Below are 20,299 nucleotides of genomic sequence, written 5' to 3'. Positions count from 1 at the left end.
GACGAGATATTCATCGACTGACAGACCGAATCGCGGGCAAGCGCGCTCCTGCAGATCCCCGCTTGCTTCACGACGGCGTGGTGTCAGGGACGCCGGGGCAGCGCATACAAAAATGCGCTGCATGCCGGTGCTTTCAACGTCCCGAATTATTGGAATGACGCCGCGAGTTTATTTCGCTTGTGGGTGATTGGCCTTACTCGCTTATATAGGGGCAATCTCTCTCGGCAGAAAACTGGTCATGAGTCGCGAAAACATCAGCCAATCCATTTCTCATGTTCATCCGCTGACGCTGTCCCACGGCAGAAACGCCGAAGTGTGGGATACCGACAACAAGCGCTACATCGACTTTGTTGGCGGCATTGGCGTGCTTAATCTGGGGCACACCAATCCGCACGTTGTAGCGGCCATTCAGGATCAGGCCACGAAACTCACGCATTACTGCTTCAACGCGGTGCCTCACGAACCCTATGTCAGGTTCATGGACAAACTGGAGCAGTTCGTCCCGGTGTCTTATCCACTCAGCGGCATGCTCACCAATAGCGGCGCAGAAGCGGCAGAAAATGCGCTGAAGATCGTGCGCGGGGCCACGGGCAAAACCGCAGTCATTGCCTTTGACGGTGGCTTTCATGGCCGCACCCTGGCGACGTTGAACCTCAATGGCAAGGTCGCTCCGTACAAGCAAAAAGTCGGAGTATTGCCGGGCCCGGTGTTTCACATTCCGTACCCGAGCAAAGACAACGGCGTGACCACCGAGCAAGCGCTCAAAGCCATGGACCGCTTGTTCAGCGTCGAGATCGATGTGAGCGACGTCGCGTGTTTTATCTTTGAAGCAGTTCAGGGGGAAGGCGGTTTTCTAGCCATGGAGCCTGACTTCGCCCAGGCGCTGCGCCGGTTCTGCGATGAAAAAGGCATTCTGCTGATTGCCGATGAAATCCAGTCAGGCTTCGGGCGTACCGGGCAGCGCTTTGCCTTCACCCGGCTGGGTATCGAGCCCGATCTGATTTTGCTGGGCAAGAGCATCGCTGGCGGCATCCCGATGGGCGCCGTGGTGGGTCGCAGAGAATTAATGGGCTCGCTGCCCAAAGGCGGCCTTGGCGGCACGTACTCCGGCAACCCGATTGCGTGTGCGGCGGGCATCGCCAGCCTCGACCAGCTGAACGACGCGAACCTTTCCGCCTGGGGCGAGATGCAGGAAAGCATGATCGTCAGCCGTTACGAATCCTGGCAGGCCAAAAAGCTGTCGCCTTATCTGGGACGCTTGACGGGCGTTGGGGCCATGCGCGGTATTGAGCTGATCACCGCCGATGGGGCACCCGGTACTCAGCAACTGGCGCAACTGCTGGAAACGGCTCGTAAAGAAGGTTTGTTGCTGATGCCGAGTGGCAAGTCGAGACACATCATCCGCTTGCTGGCGCCATTGACGATCGAGCCAGAGGTGTTGCGCGAGGGGCTGGATATTTTTGAGCGGTGTCTGGTTGGGTTGAAGTAACCATCAATTTCTACAGACTGCATGAGTACCTGTGGGAGCGAGGCTTGCCCGCGATTCAGGCAACCCGGTGCATCAGGTAAACCGAGGTGCCTGAATCGCGAGCAAGCTCAGCTCCCACATAGGATGACGTTGATAAACGCGAGCGACGCCCTAGTGCGAATAACAGGAGATTCCCCGCAATGACAGCTTCAAGCTTCGCAAACCGTGACGAGATCCGTGCCAGTTTTTCTCGAGCCATGTCGGACATGTACAAGACCGAGGTGCCACTCTACGGCACGCTGATGGAACTGGTCGCGGACACCAACGACGGTGTGCTGGCGAGCAATTCGCAGGTTGCGCAAAGCTTGAAGCTGACCGGTGAAATCCAGCGGCTGGACATGGAGCGCCATGGGGCAATCCGTGTCGGCACCGCCACTGAGCTGGCGACCCTGAGCCGCCTGTTCGCGGTCATGGGCATGGAGCCGGTGGGCTATTACGACCTGACACCCGCTGGCGTGCCGGTGCACTCAACCGCCTTTCGTGCCGTACATGAACACGCTCTGCAAGTCAGTCCGTTTCGGGTGTTCACATCGTTGCTGCGTCTGGAGCTGATCGCCAATCCCGAGCTGCGCGACTTCGCCAGCCAGGTGCTAAGCAAACGCCAGATCTTCACCCCGCGTGCGCTGGAGTTGATTGAAAAGTCTGAACTGGACGGCGGCCTGACTGACGCCGATGCACAAGACTTCGTCGAGCAAGCACTGGAAACTTTTCGCTGGCACAGCACCGCCACGGTGAGCCTGGATCAGTACAAACAACTGAACGCCCAACACCGTCTGATCGCGGACGTGGTGGCGTTTCATGGCCCGCACATCAATCACCTGACCCCGCGTACGCTGGACATCGACACGGTGCAGGACGGCATGCCCAAAAAAGGCATCACGCCTAAAGCCGTGGTCGAAGGACCGCCGCGCCGCAACTGCCCGATCCTGTTGCGCCAGACCAGTTTCAAAGCGCTGGAAGAGCCCATCACGTTTATCGGCCAGTCTGCCAATGAAGCAGGCAGCCACTCGGCGCGCTTCGGTGAAATCGAACAACGTGGCGCAGCCCTGACGCCCAAAGGCCGCGAGCTTTACGACCAGTTGCTGAATGAAGCCCGGGACGCGCTGGGTGAATTCCCCAACGAGGGCAATGCCGTGCGTTACGCCGAACTGCTGGGAACCGCGTTCAAGGCGTTCCCGGACAGCCACGAAGAAATGCGTGATCAGGACCTGGCGTACTTCCGCTACTTCGCCACTGAACAAGGCATCGCAGCGGGTGCAAGTATTCAGCAAGGATCAAGCCTTGAGCAGTTGATCAGCGCGGGCTACGTACACTTCGAACCATTGGTTTACGAAGACTTTTTGCCGGTGAGTGCGGCGGGGATTTTCCAGTCCAACCTGGGCGATGACGCGCAGTCTCATTACGGCACCAGCTCCAATCAGCAGGATTTCGAGCGGGCACTGGGTCGTAGCACCATCAACGAGCTTAAGCTCTATGCCGATACACAGCGCCGCTCGTTACGGGAGTGCTCGCAAGCGCTGGGCATCGCACCGTTGGCCTGACGTGGGAGTCGCACAGCAGATTAATCCTGTAGGAGCTCACCGAGGTTACGAGGCCAGCGATGGCGGAGTGTCAGACAAACCGCCATCGCAGCCTCGCGGTGCTCGTCAGCTCCTACGGATATCTTATATAGCCTGGACTGATCAACCCCGCCGACGCTGCCACTCATCGGCGACATCGCCCATGGTCTTGGGGATGTCATTGCGTATCCAGGCCATGAAATCCCGGTCGAATTTGAATTTTTCACCGCATTGTTCAAGCATGAAACGCCGAACGTTCTGGGTGTTTTTGTAAGTCTTGTCCACGGGCGTGGCGCGGGTGATGGTGTTGCTGTGCCAGTCGGTGGGCATGGAAATATCCTCAAATCGGTGGAGATCCTGTGGGAGCGAATTCATTCGCGAAGACGTCGGATCAATCGATGAGAATGTATCGGATGTAACGGCCCTTTCGCGAATGAATTCGCTCCTACCGGACCGCTATTCCTGCCTTACAGAATCACCCGCAAACACTGCCCCGCGTGATACAGGTTGAAGCCCGTTTCATAAGCCAATGCCCGCACGCCTGCGCTTTTCAGCTCTGGAGCCGGGGCAAACGGGATCGGCAACACGTCCGGATCGTCCTTGGTCAAAAAGTCCGCGAATGCCTTGCCCATGACGGTGCCCGTGGTGTTGCCTCGTCCGTTGTAGCCATTGGCGGCCACCAGCCCCGGTGCAGGTTCGAACAGTTTGACCATGTGATCCGGGGTGAAATCAATGCAGCCCGTCCAGTGCATTTCCCATCGGACTTTGCCCAGTTGCGGGAAGTAATGGCTCTGGATGCGATCCGCCCAACTGCTGATGAACCAGTCGGGCTTGTTGTTCATCTTGCCCATGCTGCCGAGGATCAAGCGACCTTCGTTGTCGCGACGAATACTGCTCAACACCAGGCGCGTATCCCACGAGCCCTGCCCGTGCTTGAGCACTTCATCCGCAGCACTTGAGGTCAGTGGTTCGGAGGCGACGTTGTAGTAGTAACCCTTGAAGAAATTCTGCTTGATGCCCGCCCACTCGCCTTCGGTATAAGCGCCGGTTGAGACCACGACTTTGTCAGCCGAAACCGTACCGCCCGCCGTATTGACCAGCCAGCCAGAGCCTTCGCGAGTGACAGCCTGCACGGGCGAGTTCTGGAAAATCTGCCCGCCGAGCTTGAGCACCGTTTCTGCTAACCCAACGGTGTAGCCCATCGGATTGATGGTGCCTGCGCGGCGGTCCAACAAGGCGGTGGGGATTTTGTCAGTGCCGCAGTATTCACGGCACTTGGCACCGGTCAGCAGTTCGACGTCAGCACCGCGACGCTTCCACTGATCGTGACGGGCCTGGATGTCTTTGGCGCCATTGGCGTTGTGGGCCATGTGCAAGGTGCCGTCGTGACGGGCCTGACAGTCGATGGCGTATTTTTCGATCAGGTCGAAGACCAGTGCAGGCGCGAGGCCCATGACCGTGTTGAATTTCTCCCCCACGCCGGGGCCGAGCACCGCAGCAGCATCATCGGGCGCAATCCAGCTACCGGCATTGACCAGCCCGACATTACGCCCCGAGCCGCCCGTGCCGATGCGTGAAGCTTCCAGCAACGCGACGGACTTGCCGCTTTCCAGTAAATGCAATGCGGCAGACAAACCTGTGATACCGCCACCGATCACGCAGACATCGACCTTGAGTGCACCGCTCAGGGGTACCGATTGAATCTGACGAGTCGTGACTTGTTCCCACAAACACTTTTCACGCAACTGATCCATCTCGAACTGATCCCCGCCAGAACTGCACACGAAAATAATCTGCTTCATTCTTGATCCGATGCAAGGGCAATACCAAACGACCTTTACTCCGGATATCAGTCGGTTTCGGCATGATCCGGACGCTGATGGTTTAGACCTGTGTGCGGCCCTACGGGCTGACGTGAGTCAGTGGGAGCAGAGCTTGCTCGCGATAAGGCTGGAAGCGACCTGAAGTGAATCGAGTTCAGTCTTATCGCGAGCAAGCTCTGCTCCCACAATTCAACTGTCTCGAAATATCCAGGTGACATTAAAACGCTACTACTGGAACCGCAAAACGGCGTTTTTCTCGTATTGAAAACAGGTCGTTTCGGCCAATGAATACGGGAATATTACGTTCATCGGATAGGTAATTTTTATGTAGCTCATTTGCCATTTTCGGTGCAGGATTTTTCCGACGTTTTCAGCCGCCGTTGACTCGGCGTTTCGTTCACCCCACTGATGGAGATGCTTACCGATGCTAATCCAAATAGAAGAAGGGACTCACGGCGCCAATTGGGTCGTGAAGCTGGACAACTACCCCGTCAAATGTCGCAGCAGGGATGAAGCCCGCGAATTTGCTGAAAAAATGAAATCACGAATCAATGCCCCGCACTCGTTGCCCGGCAGGTTCAGCTCTACATCGGTCAACCAGACGGCGGCGCATGTCGGTTGAGATCAGGTTTGAATAACAGGAATAAAAAAGCCCGGCTTACTCGCCGGGCTTTCCATTTCTACGACATCCTTTTCACATGATTTTCACGGCGGCGCTTTTAACCTAGCGTCACTCCTGTTGAATCTCCTGGCCCGCCTCGTAGCGGGTCTTTTTTTGTCTGGCGTTTGAGAATGGGACCTGTAGCTGCCGAAGGCTGCGATAGCGGCGCGTCAGGACAAGCGTTTCGCAGCCTTCGGCAGCTCCTACAGGAAACCCATTTCATCCGGCTCTGAAAACCTACTGCGCAGTGCTCACAGCCTCATTGCTGGCGACGGTTTTGCTGTTGACCAACGCCGCCTCGCCCAGCACTGCAAGCCGGTCCGATCGACTGCCATCCATGACTTCGCTGCTCCAATGCCCCGTCATCGCTGCCATCCAGGCAAACAAAAACAGCGCCACACCTTGCAGGGCCCATCTCGCGATCATCGGCATAGCACTTCTCCCTTTCCAGAATTCAATGCGCTGATGTAAACAGCTAAGCATTGCAAAAGGGTTTCACTGCTGACGAAGATGAAAGTATTTGTAAGAAGAAATTTCAAGAATCGGCTGTGGTCAGTAGTTCACAGATTCTACGAAAGGCCACACCGCATGAAGTTTTCCCAATTTGCCCAAGGGCTGTCCAAGTGGGCAGGCAGCGCACGAACGTTCATGGCTGCGATTGCCCTGATTTGCCTGTGGGCAATCACCGGTCCCTGGTTTCACTACAACGATACCTGGCAGCTGATCATCAATACGTCCACGACCATCATCACCTTTCTGATGGTGTTCCTGATTCAGAACACTCAGAACCGCGACAACGATGTACTGCATATCAAGATCGACGAACTGCTGCGCGTGACCAAGGACGCGCAAAACGCCTTGCTGAGCCTGGACAAGCTGGATCACAAAGAACTTCGTGCACTGCGCAAGGAATACAAAGCGATTGGTGATATCGAGGCTCTCGGCTCCCCGGCCAAAAGCGAGCCTTGATGCAACGGCCCGGCGGTCAGCGCCGGGGAACTCTACAACCGCCCCTCCGTTCATAAAACAGGTAGTCGACGTATAAAAAACCTAGTAGCGAGCCATTGGCCTACACAGGGAGTCGTCCATGAGCGGATCCGGATCTAGCACTGAAAAAGCTGCTGTAGTTCTTCTGCCTACCCACAAAAAACTGGCCACACATGAAGTCGTAGTGCATCAGAAACTGGCCGAGAAAATCGCGACTTTATTGGGTTGTGAATTTCTCGGGCTATACGACAACGCCATCCACAAGGGCATGAATCTTTACTTCATCCCGTCTGACACCTTGATTGGCAAACAACAAAACATCGCCCTAAACATCCAGTCTTTCGACGACCTGTTCGGTGGTTTGATCGCCGAGCCATTTATGGCCACCAAGGCCATTTCCCATCCCCTGCTGGATGAAGCCACGGCGCAGCCTCCCGGCTGGTCACGGCAAATCCACGAGGATGCGGCTGATTCAGTGCTCGCAGGTTTTACCGTTTTTAATGAAGCCGACGCATTGCGTGCCGGTGAGCGAGTATTGGCCAACGGAGCGGCGCGGATCAAACCCGTGCTGGCGACGGCTGGACGTGGGCAGATCGTGGTCACTGATCAGGGCCAACTCCAGGCCGCGATTGCCGAGCAAGCCATGGAAGAGGTCGCAACATGGGGTCTGGTGATCGAAGAAGACCTAACTGACGTTATCACCCTGAGTGTTGGCCTGGTGCAGGTTGCCGGGATCACCGCCAGTTATCACGGCACCCAATGCCTCACTGAGGACAACAAGGGCGAAACGGTTTATGGCGGCTCCACGCTGTGGATTGTGCGCGGCGGTTATGAAGCGCTGCTTGCGCTTGAGCTGGATGAGCCCGTTCGCCGCGCCGTGACTCAGGCCATGCACTACGAGAACGCGGCGCTCAAACATTTCCCCGACTTCATCGCCTCAAGGCGCAACTACGACATTGCTCAAGGCACCAACGCCAAAGGCGAACGCTGCTCCGGCGTACTGGAACAATCCTGGCGAATCGGTGGTGCGAGCCCTGCTGAGGTTGAAGCTTTACTGGCTTTTGCGGCCGATCCAGCCCTGCAACGTATCTGTGCCTCGACTCACGAAATATACGGCGAAACCACGATCCCGGCCGACGCCAGCGTTCTTTACGAAGGCGATGATCCTGAAGTTGGTTTCATCAGCAAATTCACAAAGGTCAGACCTTATGAGTGTAAGCAGTGAAAGCATTGAGATTGCAGTAGATGGCCAATCCATTTCCGGAACGATCCTGACCCCTGGCGCGAAGATCCCCGGCATTTTGTTCGTCCACGGCTGGGGCGGTAGTCAGCAAAGGGACTTGGCGCGAGCCAAAAACATCACAGGTCTGGGATGTGTGTGCCTGACGTTTGACCTGCGCGGGCACGAGGGCACTCACGAAATGCGTAGCAAGGTATCCCGGGAACAAAGCCTGGCGGATTTGCTCGCTGCCTACGACCGACTGGTCAGCCACCCTGCGGTCGACAGCGATGCCATCGCCGTCATTGGCAGCAGCTATGGCGGTTACCTGGCAACCATCCTCAGCTCCATGCGCCCGGTCAAATGGCTGGCGTTGCGTGTACCCGCGCTGTATTGGGATGCCGACTGGGAAATGCCCAAGCAGGAACTGGATCGCGACAAGCTGGCCCATTACCGCCGCTCTGCGGTGACTGCCGCTGACAACCGTGCGCTTGCAGCCTGCAAAGAGTTTCACGGGGACGTGCTGCTGATTGAGTCCGAACAGGACGACTATGTGCCCCACGCGACGTTGATGAGCTATCGCAGTGCGTTCGAACAGGCCCACTCGCTAACCTATCGCCTGGTGGACGGCGCCGACCACGCGTTGAGCAGCGATCTGAGCCAGAGTATGTACAGCTCGATGTTGACCAACTGGATCAGTGAGATGGTCATCGGCGCTCGTCTTGTGGATTACCCGCACCATTCGGCGAAGTATTCCTGACAGCCATAAACCTATGTAGGAGCTGCCGCAGGCTGCGATAGCGATTATTCAGCTACACCACCCGCTATCGCAGCCTTCGGCAGCTCCTACATTTGGCTTTTAGACCGCTGTAGCGCTACTCATCCCCGGCACCAGAATCACCTTGCGGCAATCCTCCTGCTTCTTGTCGAAGATCTTGTAACCCTCGGCGGCATCTTCCAGCGACATGCGATGGGTAATGATCGCCTCTGGCGCAAGCGCCCCGCTTTCGATGTGTTCGAGCAATTCAGGCAGATAACGCTGCACATGGGTCTGGCCCATTTTGAACGTCAGGCCTTTGTCGAACGCGTCGCCGAACAGGAAGCCATGGATGAAACCGGCGTAGACACCCGGCACGCTCACCACGCCACCGCGTCGCACAGCGGCGATGCATTGGCGCAAAGCCTTGCCACTGCTGCCTTCAAGCTTCAGGGTCGCAAGAATGGTTTCAGTCGTGCTGCCCTTGGCTTCAAACCCGACCGCATCGATCACGCCATCCACGCCGCGCATGCCACGGGTCTGCTTGATGATGGTGTCAGCGGGATCATCGTCTTCATCGAAGTTGATCGGGATCACGCCGTAAGTGCTTTGTGCGTAGGCCAGGCGATACGCGTGGTGATCGACCATGAAGATTTTCTCGACGCCCAGCATTCTTGCGCAAGCAGCGCTGAGCAACCCCACTGGCCCGGCACCGTAGATCGCCAGACTCGAACCCTGGCCTACGCCGCTGTTGAGCACCGCTTGCCACGCAGTCGGCAGGATATCGGAAAGGAACAACACCTTGTCGTCGGACAGCGTGCCCGGCACTTTGAAAGGGCCGGTGTTGCCTTTAGGCACGCGCACGTACTCAGCTTGCCCACCTGGAATACCGCCATACAAATGGCTGAAACCAAATAACGCAGCCCCAGGCGGAATGGACTTCTTGTTCAGAATTGCACCGCGTCCGGTGTTGGTGGTTTCGCATGCTGCGAACTGGTCCAGCTGGCAGAAAAAGCAACTGCCGCAGGCGATGACAAAGGGGATAACAACCCGGTCGCCAGGCTTGACCGTGGTGACCTGTGAACCCACCTCCTCAACGATACCCATGAACTCATGGCCAAAAATATCGCCCGATTCAGTGGCTGGAATCTTGCCGCGATACAGATGCAGGTCAGAGCCGCAAATCGCCGTGGCGGTGACCTTCAACAGAATGTCATCGACTTCTTGAATAACCGGATCAGGAACGGTATCGACCCGAACATCATTAGACCCGTGATAAGTCAGTGCGCGCATTTTTCTCTCCTTGCAGGCGATAAGGCCAGTCGGGCAAAAGCACCCGGAACTAACAAGGGAGAACCGAAAGAATATGTAAGTTCAGAGGGCCTTAAAGCAAAGATGACCAGTGGTTAATCTCGTCGCCGTCGGGCTGGGAGTTTGAACTTGGCGGGGAAGATTTATCTAAGCTCGCTTTCGCGAGGCAGGCGCAGTTCCTTGTGGGAGCCGGGCTTGCCCGCGATAAGGGCGACGCGATTCATGCGAGACCGAGTTACCCTTATCGAGGGCAAGCCCGGCTCCCACAGGAAAGACAGCGCTGATATCAGGTAATCGGCGCAGGGTTGAACAGGGTGATGTCGTTGTGCAAACGGTAATGCTCGGTCCAGGTCTTTTTCTTGCCGCTGGCCACGTCCAGATAGAAATGGAACAGTTCCCAGCCAAGGTCTTCAATCGTTGCACGACCGGTTGCAATACGGCCGGCATCAATGTCGATCAGATCAGGCCAACGCGTCGCCAGCTCTGTACGGGTCGATACCTTGACCACCGGAGACATCGCCAGACCATACGGCGTACCGCGCCCGGTGGTGAACACGTGCAGGTTCATCCCGGCCGCCAGTTGCAGGGTGCCGCAGACAAAGTCACTGGCCGGTGTGGCACAGAAAATCAGGCCTTTGCGCTTGAAGCGTTCGCCAGGGCCCAGCACGCCGTTGATGGCGCTGTTGCCCGACTTGACGATCGATCCCAGGGATTTCTCGACAATGTTCGACAACCCGCCCTTCTTGTTACCCGGTGTGGTGTTGGCGCTACGGTCCGCCTCGCCTTTCGCCAGATAGCGGTCGTACCAGTCCATTTCCCGAACCAGCTCTTCGGCCACTTCCTGAGTCTCGGCGCGGGACGTCAGCAAGTAGATGGCATCGCGTACTTCGGTCACTTCCGAAAACATCACGGTAGCGCCTGCGCGCAGCAGCAAGTCCGAGGCGTAACCCAATGCCGGGTTGGCGGTGATGCCAGAAAACGCATCGCTACCGCCGCATTGCATGCCCAGAATCAACTCTGAGGCGGGCACGGTTTCACGACGTCGCAGATCAAGCTTCTTCAAGCGCACTTCAGCCAACTCCATGATCTGCTCGATCATTTCGTTGAAGCCATGGCTGGAGTCCTGCAGGCGATACATCCATTGATCGCTGAGATCCACAGACAGATCGTCTTCGTGCATGACCTGCCCGGCTTGCAATTTCTCGCAGCCCAGCCCAATCACCAACGCCTCGCCACCCAGGTTCGGGTTGCGCGCAAGGTTACGCACTGTGCGGATCGGGATGTAAGCGTCGGTCGCGGTGATAGCCACACCACAACCGTAAGTATGAGTAAGCGCCACCACGTCATCGACGTGGGGGTACTTGGGCAACAGCTCTTCGCGGATGCGCTTGACCGCATGATCAAGCACCCCGGTCACGCACTGCACAGTGGTGGTAATGCCCAGAATGTTACGCGTGCCGACAGTACCGTCGGCGTTGCGATAGCCTTCAAAGGTAAAACCTTCCAGCGGTGCGCCTCTTTCCGGCACCGCGTCTGACATCGGCAGGCTGTCCAGCGCCGGTGCCGATGGCATACGCAGTTGATCTTCCCTGACCCAACTGCCCCGAGGAATCGGCTGCAGGGCATAACCGATGGTGTGTCCGTAACGGATGATCGGCTCGCCTTCAGCGATATCGACGGTGTTGACCTTGTGGCTCTGCGGAACGTTATCGATGGTCACCAGACCATTATCAAATTCGGTACCGGCAGGCACACCCTGGTCGTTGACTACTACCACCACGTTATCCAGCTCATGGAGCCGGATGTAGCGCGGGGAGTCGGCATGTTGAATCAGGTTCATCACGGTTTCCTCAGGATTTAGCTTGAGAAAGGTCGCTGGCTTCGCCAGTCAATGGCCCCTCGGTTGGAGGCTCTGTCAGTTCAACGCGTTTGATCTCGCCAACAATGAAGATGTAGCTGAACACCGCAACCACTGCGTTGGCACCCACAAACACCAGGGCCCATTTGAACGAGCCAGTGGAGCTGATGATGTAGCCAATCACGATAGGCGTGGTGATCGAAGCAATGTTACCGAAGGTATTGAACAGGCCACCGCTCAAACCGGCGATCTGCTTCGGCGAAGCGTCGGACATCACCGCCCAGCCCAGTGCGCCCACACCTTTACCGAAGAACGCCAAGGCCATGAAGCCGACGACCATCCACTCGATATCAACGTAGTTACAGGCAACGATGGTGGTCGACAGAAGCAGGCCGCCGATGATCGGTGCTTTGCGAGCGAAGGTCAGCGAGTGGCCTTTGCGCAGCAGGTAGTCGGAAATCACGCCGCCCAATACACCACCGATGAAACCGCAGATTGCTGGCAACGAGGCGATCATGCCCGCCTTGAGGATGGTCATGCCACGTTCCTGAACCAGGTAAACCGGGAACCAGGTCAGGAAGAAATAGGTGATGCCGTTGATGCAGTACTGGCTCAGGTAGATGCCGAGCATCATGCGGTTGGTCAGCAGTTGACGGATGTAGTCCCATTTCGGGCCGCCGCTTTTGCCTTTACCTTTGTCCTGATCCATATCGACCATGCCGCCGTTGTCGGCGATGTGATCGAACTCTTCCTTGTTGATGCGTGGATGTTCGCGCGGGCTGTAGATAACTTTCATCCAGACCGCCGAGAACACGATACCGATGGCACCCATCACGACGAACACATGCTGCCAGCCGAATTTGTAAACGATCCAGCCCATGAGCGGAGCGAACAGCACGGTGGCGAAGTATTGTGCGGAGTTGAAGATCGCAGAGGCAGTACCGCGCTCGGCAGTCGGGAACCAGGCCGCAACGATGCGCGCGTTACCAGGGAAGGAAGGCGCTTCGGCCAGACCCACCATGAAACGCAGCATGAACAGCACGATGACCGCGGAGCCAATGCTGAACTCGCCAACATAGCCTTGCAGCAAGGTGAACAGCGACCAGGTAAAAATGCTTAGTGCGTAGATTTTCTTGGAACCGAAACGGTCGAGCAGCCAGCCACCCGGAATCTGACCAGCCACATAGGCCCAGCCGAAAGCAGAGAAGATGTACCCGAGAGTGATGGCGTCGATACCAAGGTCTTTTTGCAGGCTGGAGCCCGCGATAGCGATGGTGGCGCGGTCGGCGTAGTTGATCGTGGTCACCAGAAAAAGCATGAGCAGGATCAAATAGCGGACGTGAGTCGGCTTGGACTGTTGCATGTGTGTGAACTCCCACTAATTATTTTTTTTACGCGGGTATATCTGTTTTTTTGTGTCGCTCGCGCCTGTCGGCCCCTTGGAAAAAGTCGTGATTAACGACACTTCCCACCTACAGTTGATGCGCGTCCCTACGAACCGATGCAGACCTCATCAGCCCTTGTGCCGCTGACAAACCGTCCATGGCACAAAGCCGCTGAATCGCTCAGCGGCTTTGGTTCGGGGGTGTGTTACTGCTTGCCTTGCTTGTCCATCAGCGCGGCGAGCATTTCGTACTCTTCGGCAGTCAGGTCGGTCAGTGGTGTGCGCACTGGACCGGCGTCGTAACCGGCGATTTTTGCGCCAGCCTTGACGATGCTGACGGCGTAACCGGATTTGCGGTTACGAATGTCCAGGTATGGCAGGAAGAAGTCGTCGATGTATTTGCCAACGGCAACGTGATCGTCTTTGGCGATAGCGTGGTAGAAGTCCATCGCCAGCTTGGGTACGAAGTTGAAAACGGCCGACGAGTAGACCGGAACGCCCAGCGCTTTGTAGGCAGCTGCGTAAACTTCAGCGGTCGGCAAACCGCCCAGGTACGAGAAGCGATCGCCCAGACGACGGCGGATCGAGACCATCAGTTCAATGTCACCCAGACCGTCTTTGTAACCGATCAGGTTAGGGCAGCGTTCGGCCAGTTGTTCCAGCAGCGGAGCAGTCAGTCGGCAGACGTTACGGTTGTAAACGACAACGCCGATTTTCACTGACTTACAGACCGCTTCAACGTGAGCGGCTACGCCGTCCTGGCTGGCTTCAGTCAGGTAATGCGGCAGCAGCAACAGGCCTTTGGCGCCCAGACGTTCTGCTTCTTGAGCGTATTCGATGGCTTGACGGGTCGAACCGCCAACGCCTGCCAGAATCGGCACGCTGGTCGCGCAGGTATCAACCGCGGTTTTGATCACTTCGGAGTATTCGCTGGCTGCCAGGGAGAAGAACTCACCTGTACCGCCGGCAGCGAACAGAGCGCTTGCGCCGTACGGGGCCAGCCACTCGAGACGTTTAACGTAGCCAGCGCGATGGAAGTCGCCCTGCGCATTGAAGTCGGTAACAGGGAAAGACAGCAGACCGTGGGAAAGGATGGACTTCAGTTCTTGTGGATTCATTATTCGAACACCCTGGGAGCATTTATTGTGAATGGATCACCGGTCGTCTGCCGATGTCGTAAGTCATCGTACAACTGATAATAAAATCACTCAACAGGGATTTTCGGTTTTTTCCGTAAGCTGTAGCAGATAGTAGCGCAGGCCCCGAAGGAATGGGCCCTGGCGGGAATTTGGATAGACTAAGGTCGTATGATCACTGGGAGGAACGGCCCTGCCGGACTACGCAAGTTCTGTGGGAGCTGGGCTTGCCCGCGATAAGGCTGGATGCGATCTGAAATGAACCGCATCCAGCCTTATCGCGAGCAAGCTCTGCTCCTATCAAACAAGAAAATAACTACCTGATCTGGAATGCATTTTCTGTAGGAGTGAGCTTGCTCGCGATAGCTTCAGCACAGGCAATATATTCATCGACCAACAGATCGAATCGCGAGCAAGCTCACTCCTACAGGTCCCGTGTTTGCTGCGCGACAGCGTGGTGTCAGGGACACCGGGGCAGCTCCCACAGGTATTGAGGGACTCAATCAGGCCCGCTGCGATTCAGCCTCTTCATGGGCATGACGCAACCGTTCGCGGCTGTTGGTCAGGTGCAGGCGCATCGCGGCGCGGGCGGCGTCGGAGTCCTGGCGGGCGATGGCGTCGTAGATTTCTTCGTGCTCACGGCTCAGACGGGTCATGTAGTGCTGCTGATCGTCATGGGCCAGGCGCGCCGAGTTCAGGCGGGTACGCGGAATGATGCTGGTGCCCAGGTGAGTCATGATATCGGTGAAATAGCGGTTGCCCGTCGACAGCGCAATCTGCAGGTGGAACTGGAAGTCCGACCCTACGGCATCAGCGGCATGAGCAGCACTTTCATTCAGTGCATCCAGCGCCTGACGCATGGCCAGCAATTGTTCATCGGTGCGACGTTGCGCCGCCAATCCGGCCGACTCGACCTCAAGGCTGATACGCAACTCGAGAATCGCCAGCACATCACGCAACGTGACAATGGTGGCCGGGTCGATACGGAAGCCACTCGGGCTTGGCGTATCCAGCACGAAGGTGCCGATACCGTGACGGGTTTCTACCAGACCGGACGCCTGCAGACGCGAGATAGCCTCGCGCACCACTGTGCGGCTGACGCCTTGTTCTTCCATGATGGCCGATTCGGTGGGCAGTTTGTCGCCACGCTTGAGCAGCCCGCTGCGAATACGCTCGGACAGTTCAGTGACCAGCTCTTGCGCAAGGCTGCGGTGCTTGCGGCGTGCGCGAGGCAGTGCGCTTTGATTTTCCATATCCAACGTCGATCTCGAGCAATGAAAGAAGTGATGATAGCTCACCGGGTTATACGATCACATTCATAAAAAACGAATGAATAGTACGCCCCGATCATACAACATGCAGAGAATGCGGCTGTTCGCGCAAATCCCCATCCTCGATACGCAGCAGCCGTCTGTGAAAACGCTTCAGGCTGCTGCGATGGCCAATGCTGACCAGAGTTACATCCGGTAACTCATCAATCAGCGCCTGATACAGCAAAGCCTCGTCTTCCTCGTCCATGGCAGAGGTGGCTTCATCCAGATAGAGCCAGCGTGGCTGGAACAGCAGCGCCCGGGCAAAAGCGACGCGTTGCTGCTCACCGGGTGACAACATGCGTTGCCAGTGATCACTCTCGTCCAGACGCGGTATCAGGTGCCCCAGTCGACAGGTTTCCAACACCTGGGCGAAGCGTTCCGCCGGATACGTTTCCACAGTCTGTGGATAACTCATGGCCTCACGCAATGTGCCAATCGGCAGATAAGGCCTCTGCGGCAGGAACAGATAGGGCTCGGCAGGCAGTTGAATGTGGCCTTTACCGTTTTGCCACAACCCGCCCAGCGCACGCAGCAAAGTACTTTTGCCGCTGCCGGATCGACCACCCACCATGACCCGCTCACCTGCTGCGATGTTCAGGTTCGTGTCCTTCAGCAACTGTCGGCTCGCTCCCAATTGCAGCGCCAGCCCGGCCAGGCTCAGCGACTCGCCTGTATGGCTGATTTCGATGGCTGAAACATGGGCCTCGTTCTGATCCAGAGCCTGCCGGAAACTCAGCAGACGGTCACAGGTGGCCCGCCACGACGCCAGCGTGGCATAGGCGTCGATAAACCAGCTGAAGTTTTCCTGGACATTGCCAAAAGCAGAGTTGATCTGCATGAGCTCGCCCAGCTCAATCTTGCCCGCAAAGTAGCGCGGCGCGGCCACCACGAAGGCGAAGATGATCGCGATCTGTGAATAACCGGCCGTGAAGAACGTCAGGCGTTTCTGCACCCGCATCATCGACCAGAAGTTGCTCCAGACCATGCCGAAGCGTGAACTCAAACGCTCGTTCTCGTTGGGCTCGCCGTCGGACAGCGCAATACTTTCGGCGTTCTCACGCACGCGAACCAGCGAGAAACGCAAGTCAGCTTCGTAACGCTCTTGCTGGTTACTCAGGGGAATCAGGCGCCGACCGATCAAATGCGTCAGCCAACTGCCCACAACTGCATAAAGGAATGCGGCCCAGAACATATAGCCGGGTATCTCGATCCCAAACAACTCGATGCTGCCGGACACGCCCCACAGGATGATCGAGAAGGACACCAGACTGACGATGGTTTTGATCAGCCCAAGGCCCAGCGACAGGGTATCGCTGGTGAATTTGTTGAGGTCTTCGGACAAGCGCTGGTCAGGGTTATCGGTGTAACCGCCCTGCTCCAGCTGGTAGTAGCTTTTGTGACTGAGCCATTTGGCAAAATGCTGCTCGGTGAGCCAGCGCCGCCAGCGAATGGTCAGCATCTGCGTGAGGTAGGACCGGTAAACCGCGCCCAGAATGGCCACGGTAGCGATGCCGCAGAAATACAGAATCGACTGGGTAAAGGCTTCAAGATCCTTCTTTTCCAGCGAGTTATAGAAGTCTCGGTACCAGCTGTTGAGCACCACCGAAATGGCCACGCTGAACAGCGAAAGCGCAATCACGGCGATCAAGAGGAGCCAGGCCAGGCCCTTCTCTTCGCTGCGCCAGTAAGGAGTAATCAGCTTCCAGACGCGGGAGAAGAATTTCTCCCGCACACTGTCATTTACAGTTGTGTATTCGGCATTGCGATTCATGGTGATGACTCGACTTCACAGTGAAGTTCAGCGTCCGGGCGTGAGCGGCGGACGCACTACGCGATCATCCATGACAAACAGCAGCCGTTAGCGGCGTACGGGGCGTTTCTGCAATTTGCGCTGCAAGGTACGGCGGTGCATGCCCAACGCCCTGGCGGTAGCGGAAATATTGCCCTCGTGCTCGGTCAGCACGCGCTGAATATGCTCCCATTGCAGGCGGTCCACCGACATCGGGTTATCCGGCACCAGGGTGTCCAGATCCGAATGTTGAGACAGCAGCGCAGCCAGCACATCGTCAGCGTCGGCCGGTTTGCACAGGTAGTTGCAGGCGCCGCGCTTGATGGCTTCAACGGCCGTGGCAATGCTGGAGTAACCGGTGAGGATTACCACGCGCATGTCCGGGTCCAGCTCCAGCAGCTTGGGCAGCAACACCAAGCCGGAATCGCCGTCCATTTTCAGGTCTAGCGCCGCGAACTCCGGGATGTCCGATTGAGCCAGGATCAATCCTTCTTCGGCGGAACCGGCCGTGCTGACACGGAAACCGCGTCGGGACATCGCCCGCGCCATCACACGGGTGAACGTGGCGTCATCGTCAACCAGCAACAAATGCGGCAGCTCTTCGCCATCAACCTGGGTTTCGTCACTCATGCATCATCTCCTCGGGCGTCACGGGGCAGGCGCAGCTCGGTGAGCGTGCCGCCATCCTCATGACTGTAGAGTTTCACCGAGCCGCCCGCGCGGGTCACGCTGGCCTTGCTCAAGAAAAGGCCCAGGCCGAAGCCTTTGCCCTTGGTCGTAAAGAAAGGTTTACCAATTTGTTCGGCAATTGCCAGTGGCACGCCGGGGCCGTGGTCGCGAATGCTGATACAGATTTCCGTACTGTCCCAGTTCAGACTCACTTCCAGTCCCTCCGGGCATGCATCGGCTGCGTTATTAAGCAGGTTGAGCAGCGCTTGAGTCAGGTCAGGCGGCGGCGCAAGCATGGGCGCTGCGTCCTTGCCGAGCAACTGAAACCGGTAGCTGGCTTCAGGACGCATCAAATGCCAGCGATCCAGTGATTCGTTGAGCCAGTGGCTGACAGTCTGCATTTCCACGGCCAGACGGCGATTGGCCTCTGCGGCACGCACCAACTGCTGCAGTGTCTGCTTGCACTGTTTGACCTGCTCCTGAAGAACTTCCAGATCATCCTGCAACGCCGGATCCTTGTGGTCCTGACGCATTTCCTTGAGCAGCACACTCATGGTCGCCAGCGGCGTGCCCAGTTCATGGGCCGCACCGGCAGCCTGCGTTGCAACCGCCAGCAGTTGCTGATCGCGTAGCCCCTCTTCACGACGCTCGGCACGCAATTGTTCCTGACGCCGCAGCTCCTCCGCCATCTTCGCCGCAAAGAAGGTAATGACCGCGGCGGCCAGAGCGAAGCTCAGCCACATGCCGTAGACCTGCAGGTTTTCCCGCGAGATCGGATAAGTGTCCAGAGGATAAGAATGCCCCATCAGCCAGCTATACAGCGCCAGCGCGATGCCCGACAGGATCAGCGAATAGCGCCATGGCAACGTGACCGCCGCAATGGTCAGCGGCACCAGATAATAAGAAACGAACGGGTTGGTCGAACCGCCCGAGTAATAAAGCAGCGCACTGTGGATAAACAGGTCGAACGCCAGTTGCACGGAGTACTCTTGTTCAGTCACTGGCAACGACGTGCGCAACCGAACTGCCGTCACCGCGCACCAGATCGTCGAGAACCCGAGAGTGATCGCCAGTTGCATCCAGGGCAGCGGCAATAAATGAAACAGGTACGCAATACCCACCGAACCAGCCTGAGCAGCCAGTACCAGCGTGCGGATAAAGGTCAGACGCCAGAGATTCTGGCGCGTAGCGGACAACAATTGGACGGGGGCGAGCATGAGCTCTCCTGATGAGTGCTCCAGGCGAATCGATGCGAGTATAACCAAGCAACAACAAAAACTGCGCAAACTGCGGCAAACCACCACAGGTTTCATGAATAATTTACCTTTCGTTTCGGCGATCGATAGCCCGGCAACCCTGAAGCTGCCGGAACCACACCCCTCCACTCACAGTCTTATGGCTTTGCGCCCTGTCGACGTCTGTCGCAGGCCTGTCTGCTATACGCATGCTTCATAACAAGGAGTTTCCAATGTTCAGCCTTCGCCCTACTGCCGCCCTGCTCGCCCTCGGCGCTGCTGCGCTGACCAGCGTTCCAGCGCTGGCAGACACCGTTAACTACAACCAGGTCTCCGTACGTGCCGAGGTCAACCAGGAAGTCTCCCGCGACCTGATGAACGTCACGTTGTACAGCGAAGCGCAGAACACTGACCCTGCCAAACTGGCTGCTGAAGTCACCGAGACCTTGAATAAAGCCCTTGGTCAGGCGCGTCAGGTCAAAGGTGTCACGATTCGCCAGGGCAACCGCAACAGCTACCCGATCTACGATGATAAAGGCCAAAAGATCACCGGCTGGCGCGAACGTGCAGAACTTCGCCTGGAAAGCGCCGACTTCGCGGCCCTGTCCAAATTGACTGGCGAACTACTGGGCGACATGAAAATGGGCGGAATGGACTTCTCGATTTCCAAACCGACACGTAAGGCCAGTGAAGACACGTTGCTGAAAGAAGCCGTGACTGCGTTCCGCGCCCGCGCCCAACTGGTCACCGAAGCTCTGGGTGGTACCGGCTACAAAGTGGTCAATCTGAACTTCAACACGTCTGGTTACCCGCAGCCGTACCTGCGCGCGCCAGCCATGATGATGAAATCCTCAATGGCGGACAGCGCACCGACACCGGATGTTGAAGCCGGCACCAGCGACGTGACCGTTACCGCAGATGGCGTGATTGAGGTCGCTATCCCTTGATGGCCGTTTCTTGATAAGCAAGCGGCAACCCCAGGTTGCCGCAACCTCGCAGGATCATCGTTCTACTCTTACTCCGCTTGAATCCCCCGCCTACAGCAATTGAAAGCCTCTCCTGCTTTTTCG

Annotated in this window: 18 protein-coding genes; 7 read left to right on the top strand and 11 right to left on the bottom strand. The window is 57.1% G+C overall.

Translation table 11 applies throughout. The features are described from left to right. Positions 1 to 238: 238 nt before the first annotated feature. Both KDX30_RS16405 and hglS read left to right on the top strand, forming a co-directional pair. Positions 239 to 1,489: a 2-aminoadipate transaminase gene (locus tag KDX30_RS16405; protein WP_231676928.1), complete on the top strand. Its 1,251-nt coding sequence runs from the start codon at positions 239 to 241 to the stop codon at positions 1,487 to 1,489. Positions 1,490 to 1,668: 179 nt separating this feature from the next. Beyond that, complete coding sequence (gene hglS / locus KDX30_RS16400) at positions 1,669 to 3,069, top strand: 2-oxoadipate dioxygenase/decarboxylase HglS (RefSeq protein ID WP_231676927.1); 1,401 nt, start codon at positions 1,669 to 1,671, stop codon at positions 3,067 to 3,069. A 141-nt stretch (positions 3,070 to 3,210) separates the two neighbouring features. On the opposite strand, the gene KDX30_RS16395 is transcribed toward hglS, so the two are convergent. Next, the gene (locus tag KDX30_RS16395) at positions 3,211 to 3,417 is read right to left on the bottom strand and encodes a DUF6434 domain-containing protein (protein WP_231676926.1); all 207 of its coding nucleotides are present in this window, start codon (positions 3,415 to 3,417) and stop codon (positions 3,211 to 3,213) included. Between the two features lie 137 nt (positions 3,418 to 3,554). After that, complete coding sequence (amaA, locus tag KDX30_RS16390; protein WP_231676932.1) at positions 3,555 to 4,841, bottom strand: L-pipecolate oxidase; 1,287 nt, start codon at positions 4,839 to 4,841, stop codon at positions 3,555 to 3,557. Between the two features lie 493 nt (positions 4,842 to 5,334). Between amaA and KDX30_RS16385 the strand changes: the two genes are divergently transcribed. After that, positions 5,335 to 5,532 (top strand): hypothetical protein, encoded by a 198-nt coding sequence (locus KDX30_RS16385; RefSeq protein WP_027898088.1) that lies wholly within the window; start codon positions 5,335 to 5,337, stop codon positions 5,530 to 5,532. 276 nt (positions 5,533 to 5,808) lie between these two features. On the opposite strand, the gene KDX30_RS16380 is transcribed toward KDX30_RS16385, so the two are convergent. Then, positions 5,809 to 6,003: a hypothetical protein gene (locus tag KDX30_RS16380; protein WP_099268154.1), complete on the bottom strand. Its 195-nt coding sequence runs from the start codon at positions 6,001 to 6,003 to the stop codon at positions 5,809 to 5,811. A 156-nt stretch (positions 6,004 to 6,159) separates the two neighbouring features. Between KDX30_RS16380 and KDX30_RS16375 the strand changes: the two genes are divergently transcribed. From KDX30_RS16375 to KDX30_RS16365, 3 genes are all read left to right on the top strand, one after another. Continuing rightward, positions 6,160 to 6,540 carry a low affinity iron permease family protein gene (locus tag KDX30_RS16375; RefSeq protein ID WP_027901121.1) on the top strand — a complete coding sequence of 127 codons (381 nt, stop codon included), beginning with the start codon at positions 6,160 to 6,162 and terminating at the stop codon, positions 6,538 to 6,540. Positions 6,541 to 6,658: 118 nt separating this feature from the next. Then, positions 6,659 to 7,783 carry a DUF3182 family protein gene (locus tag KDX30_RS16370; protein WP_231676925.1) on the top strand — a complete coding sequence of 375 codons (1,125 nt, stop codon included), beginning with the start codon at positions 6,659 to 6,661 and terminating at the stop codon, positions 7,781 to 7,783. After that, positions 7,767 to 8,537 carry an alpha/beta hydrolase family protein gene (locus tag KDX30_RS16365; protein WP_027901123.1) on the top strand — a complete coding sequence of 257 codons (771 nt, stop codon included), beginning with the start codon at positions 7,767 to 7,769 and terminating at the stop codon, positions 8,535 to 8,537. The genes KDX30_RS16370 and KDX30_RS16365 overlap by 17 nt, the downstream gene beginning before the upstream one ends. A 99-nt stretch (positions 8,538 to 8,636) precedes the next feature. Here KDX30_RS16365 and KDX30_RS16360 read toward each other — a convergent pair whose 3' ends face one another. The 8 genes from KDX30_RS16360 to KDX30_RS16325 all read right to left on the bottom strand — a co-directional run bounded on the left by KDX30_RS16360 (position 8,637) and on the right by KDX30_RS16325 (position 19,211). Then, positions 8,637 to 9,827 (bottom strand): zinc-dependent alcohol dehydrogenase, encoded by a 1,191-nt coding sequence (locus KDX30_RS16360; RefSeq protein ID WP_099268157.1) that lies wholly within the window; start codon positions 9,825 to 9,827, stop codon positions 8,637 to 8,639. 304 nt (positions 9,828 to 10,131) lie between these two features. Beyond that, positions 10,132 to 11,685 carry a galactarate dehydratase gene (garD, locus tag KDX30_RS16355; RefSeq protein ID WP_231676924.1) on the bottom strand — a complete coding sequence of 518 codons (1,554 nt, stop codon included), beginning with the start codon at positions 11,683 to 11,685 and terminating at the stop codon, positions 10,132 to 10,134. A 10-nt stretch (positions 11,686 to 11,695) separates the two neighbouring features. Beyond that, positions 11,696 to 13,066, bottom strand: coding sequence for an MFS transporter (locus KDX30_RS16350; protein WP_231676923.1), 1,371 nt, complete (start codon positions 13,064 to 13,066; stop codon positions 11,696 to 11,698). A gap of 227 nt (positions 13,067 to 13,293) precedes the next feature. After that, a complete protein-coding gene (gene kdgD, locus KDX30_RS16345; protein ID WP_027901126.1) occupies positions 13,294 to 14,205 on the bottom strand; it encodes a 5-dehydro-4-deoxyglucarate dehydratase in 912 nt (303 codons plus the stop codon). 521 nt (positions 14,206 to 14,726) lie between these two features. After that, positions 14,727 to 15,476 (bottom strand): FadR/GntR family transcriptional regulator, encoded by a 750-nt coding sequence (locus tag KDX30_RS16340; RefSeq protein WP_027901127.1) that lies wholly within the window; start codon positions 15,474 to 15,476, stop codon positions 14,727 to 14,729. A gap of 94 nt (positions 15,477 to 15,570) precedes the next feature. Beyond that, positions 15,571 to 17,307 (bottom strand): ABC transporter ATP-binding protein/permease, encoded by a 1,737-nt coding sequence (locus KDX30_RS16335; RefSeq protein ID WP_231676922.1) that lies wholly within the window; start codon positions 17,305 to 17,307, stop codon positions 15,571 to 15,573. Between the two features lie 87 nt (positions 17,308 to 17,394). Further along, complete coding sequence (locus KDX30_RS16330) at positions 17,395 to 17,955, bottom strand: response regulator transcription factor (RefSeq protein ID WP_027901129.1); 561 nt, start codon at positions 17,953 to 17,955, stop codon at positions 17,395 to 17,397. Continuing rightward, positions 17,952 to 19,211 (bottom strand): ATP-binding protein, encoded by a 1,260-nt coding sequence (locus tag KDX30_RS16325; RefSeq protein ID WP_027901130.1) that lies wholly within the window; start codon positions 19,209 to 19,211, stop codon positions 17,952 to 17,954. Before KDX30_RS16325 ends, KDX30_RS16330 begins: the two co-directional genes overlap by 4 nt. Before the next feature lie 251 nt (positions 19,212 to 19,462). Between KDX30_RS16325 and KDX30_RS16320 the strand changes: the two genes are divergently transcribed. After that, on the top strand, positions 19,463 to 20,176 hold the full coding sequence (locus KDX30_RS16320; RefSeq protein ID WP_027901131.1) for an SIMPL domain-containing protein: 714 nt from the start codon (positions 19,463 to 19,465) through the stop codon (positions 20,174 to 20,176). The last annotated feature ends 123 nt before the right edge of the window (positions 20,177 to 20,299 follow it).

It is taken from the genome of Pseudomonas quasicaspiana, assembly GCF_021147825.1.
GTDB lineage: Bacteria > Pseudomonadota > Gammaproteobacteria > Pseudomonadales > Pseudomonadaceae > Aquipseudomonas > Aquipseudomonas quasicaspiana.
This window is presented reverse-complemented; position numbering and strand designations above follow the sequence as displayed.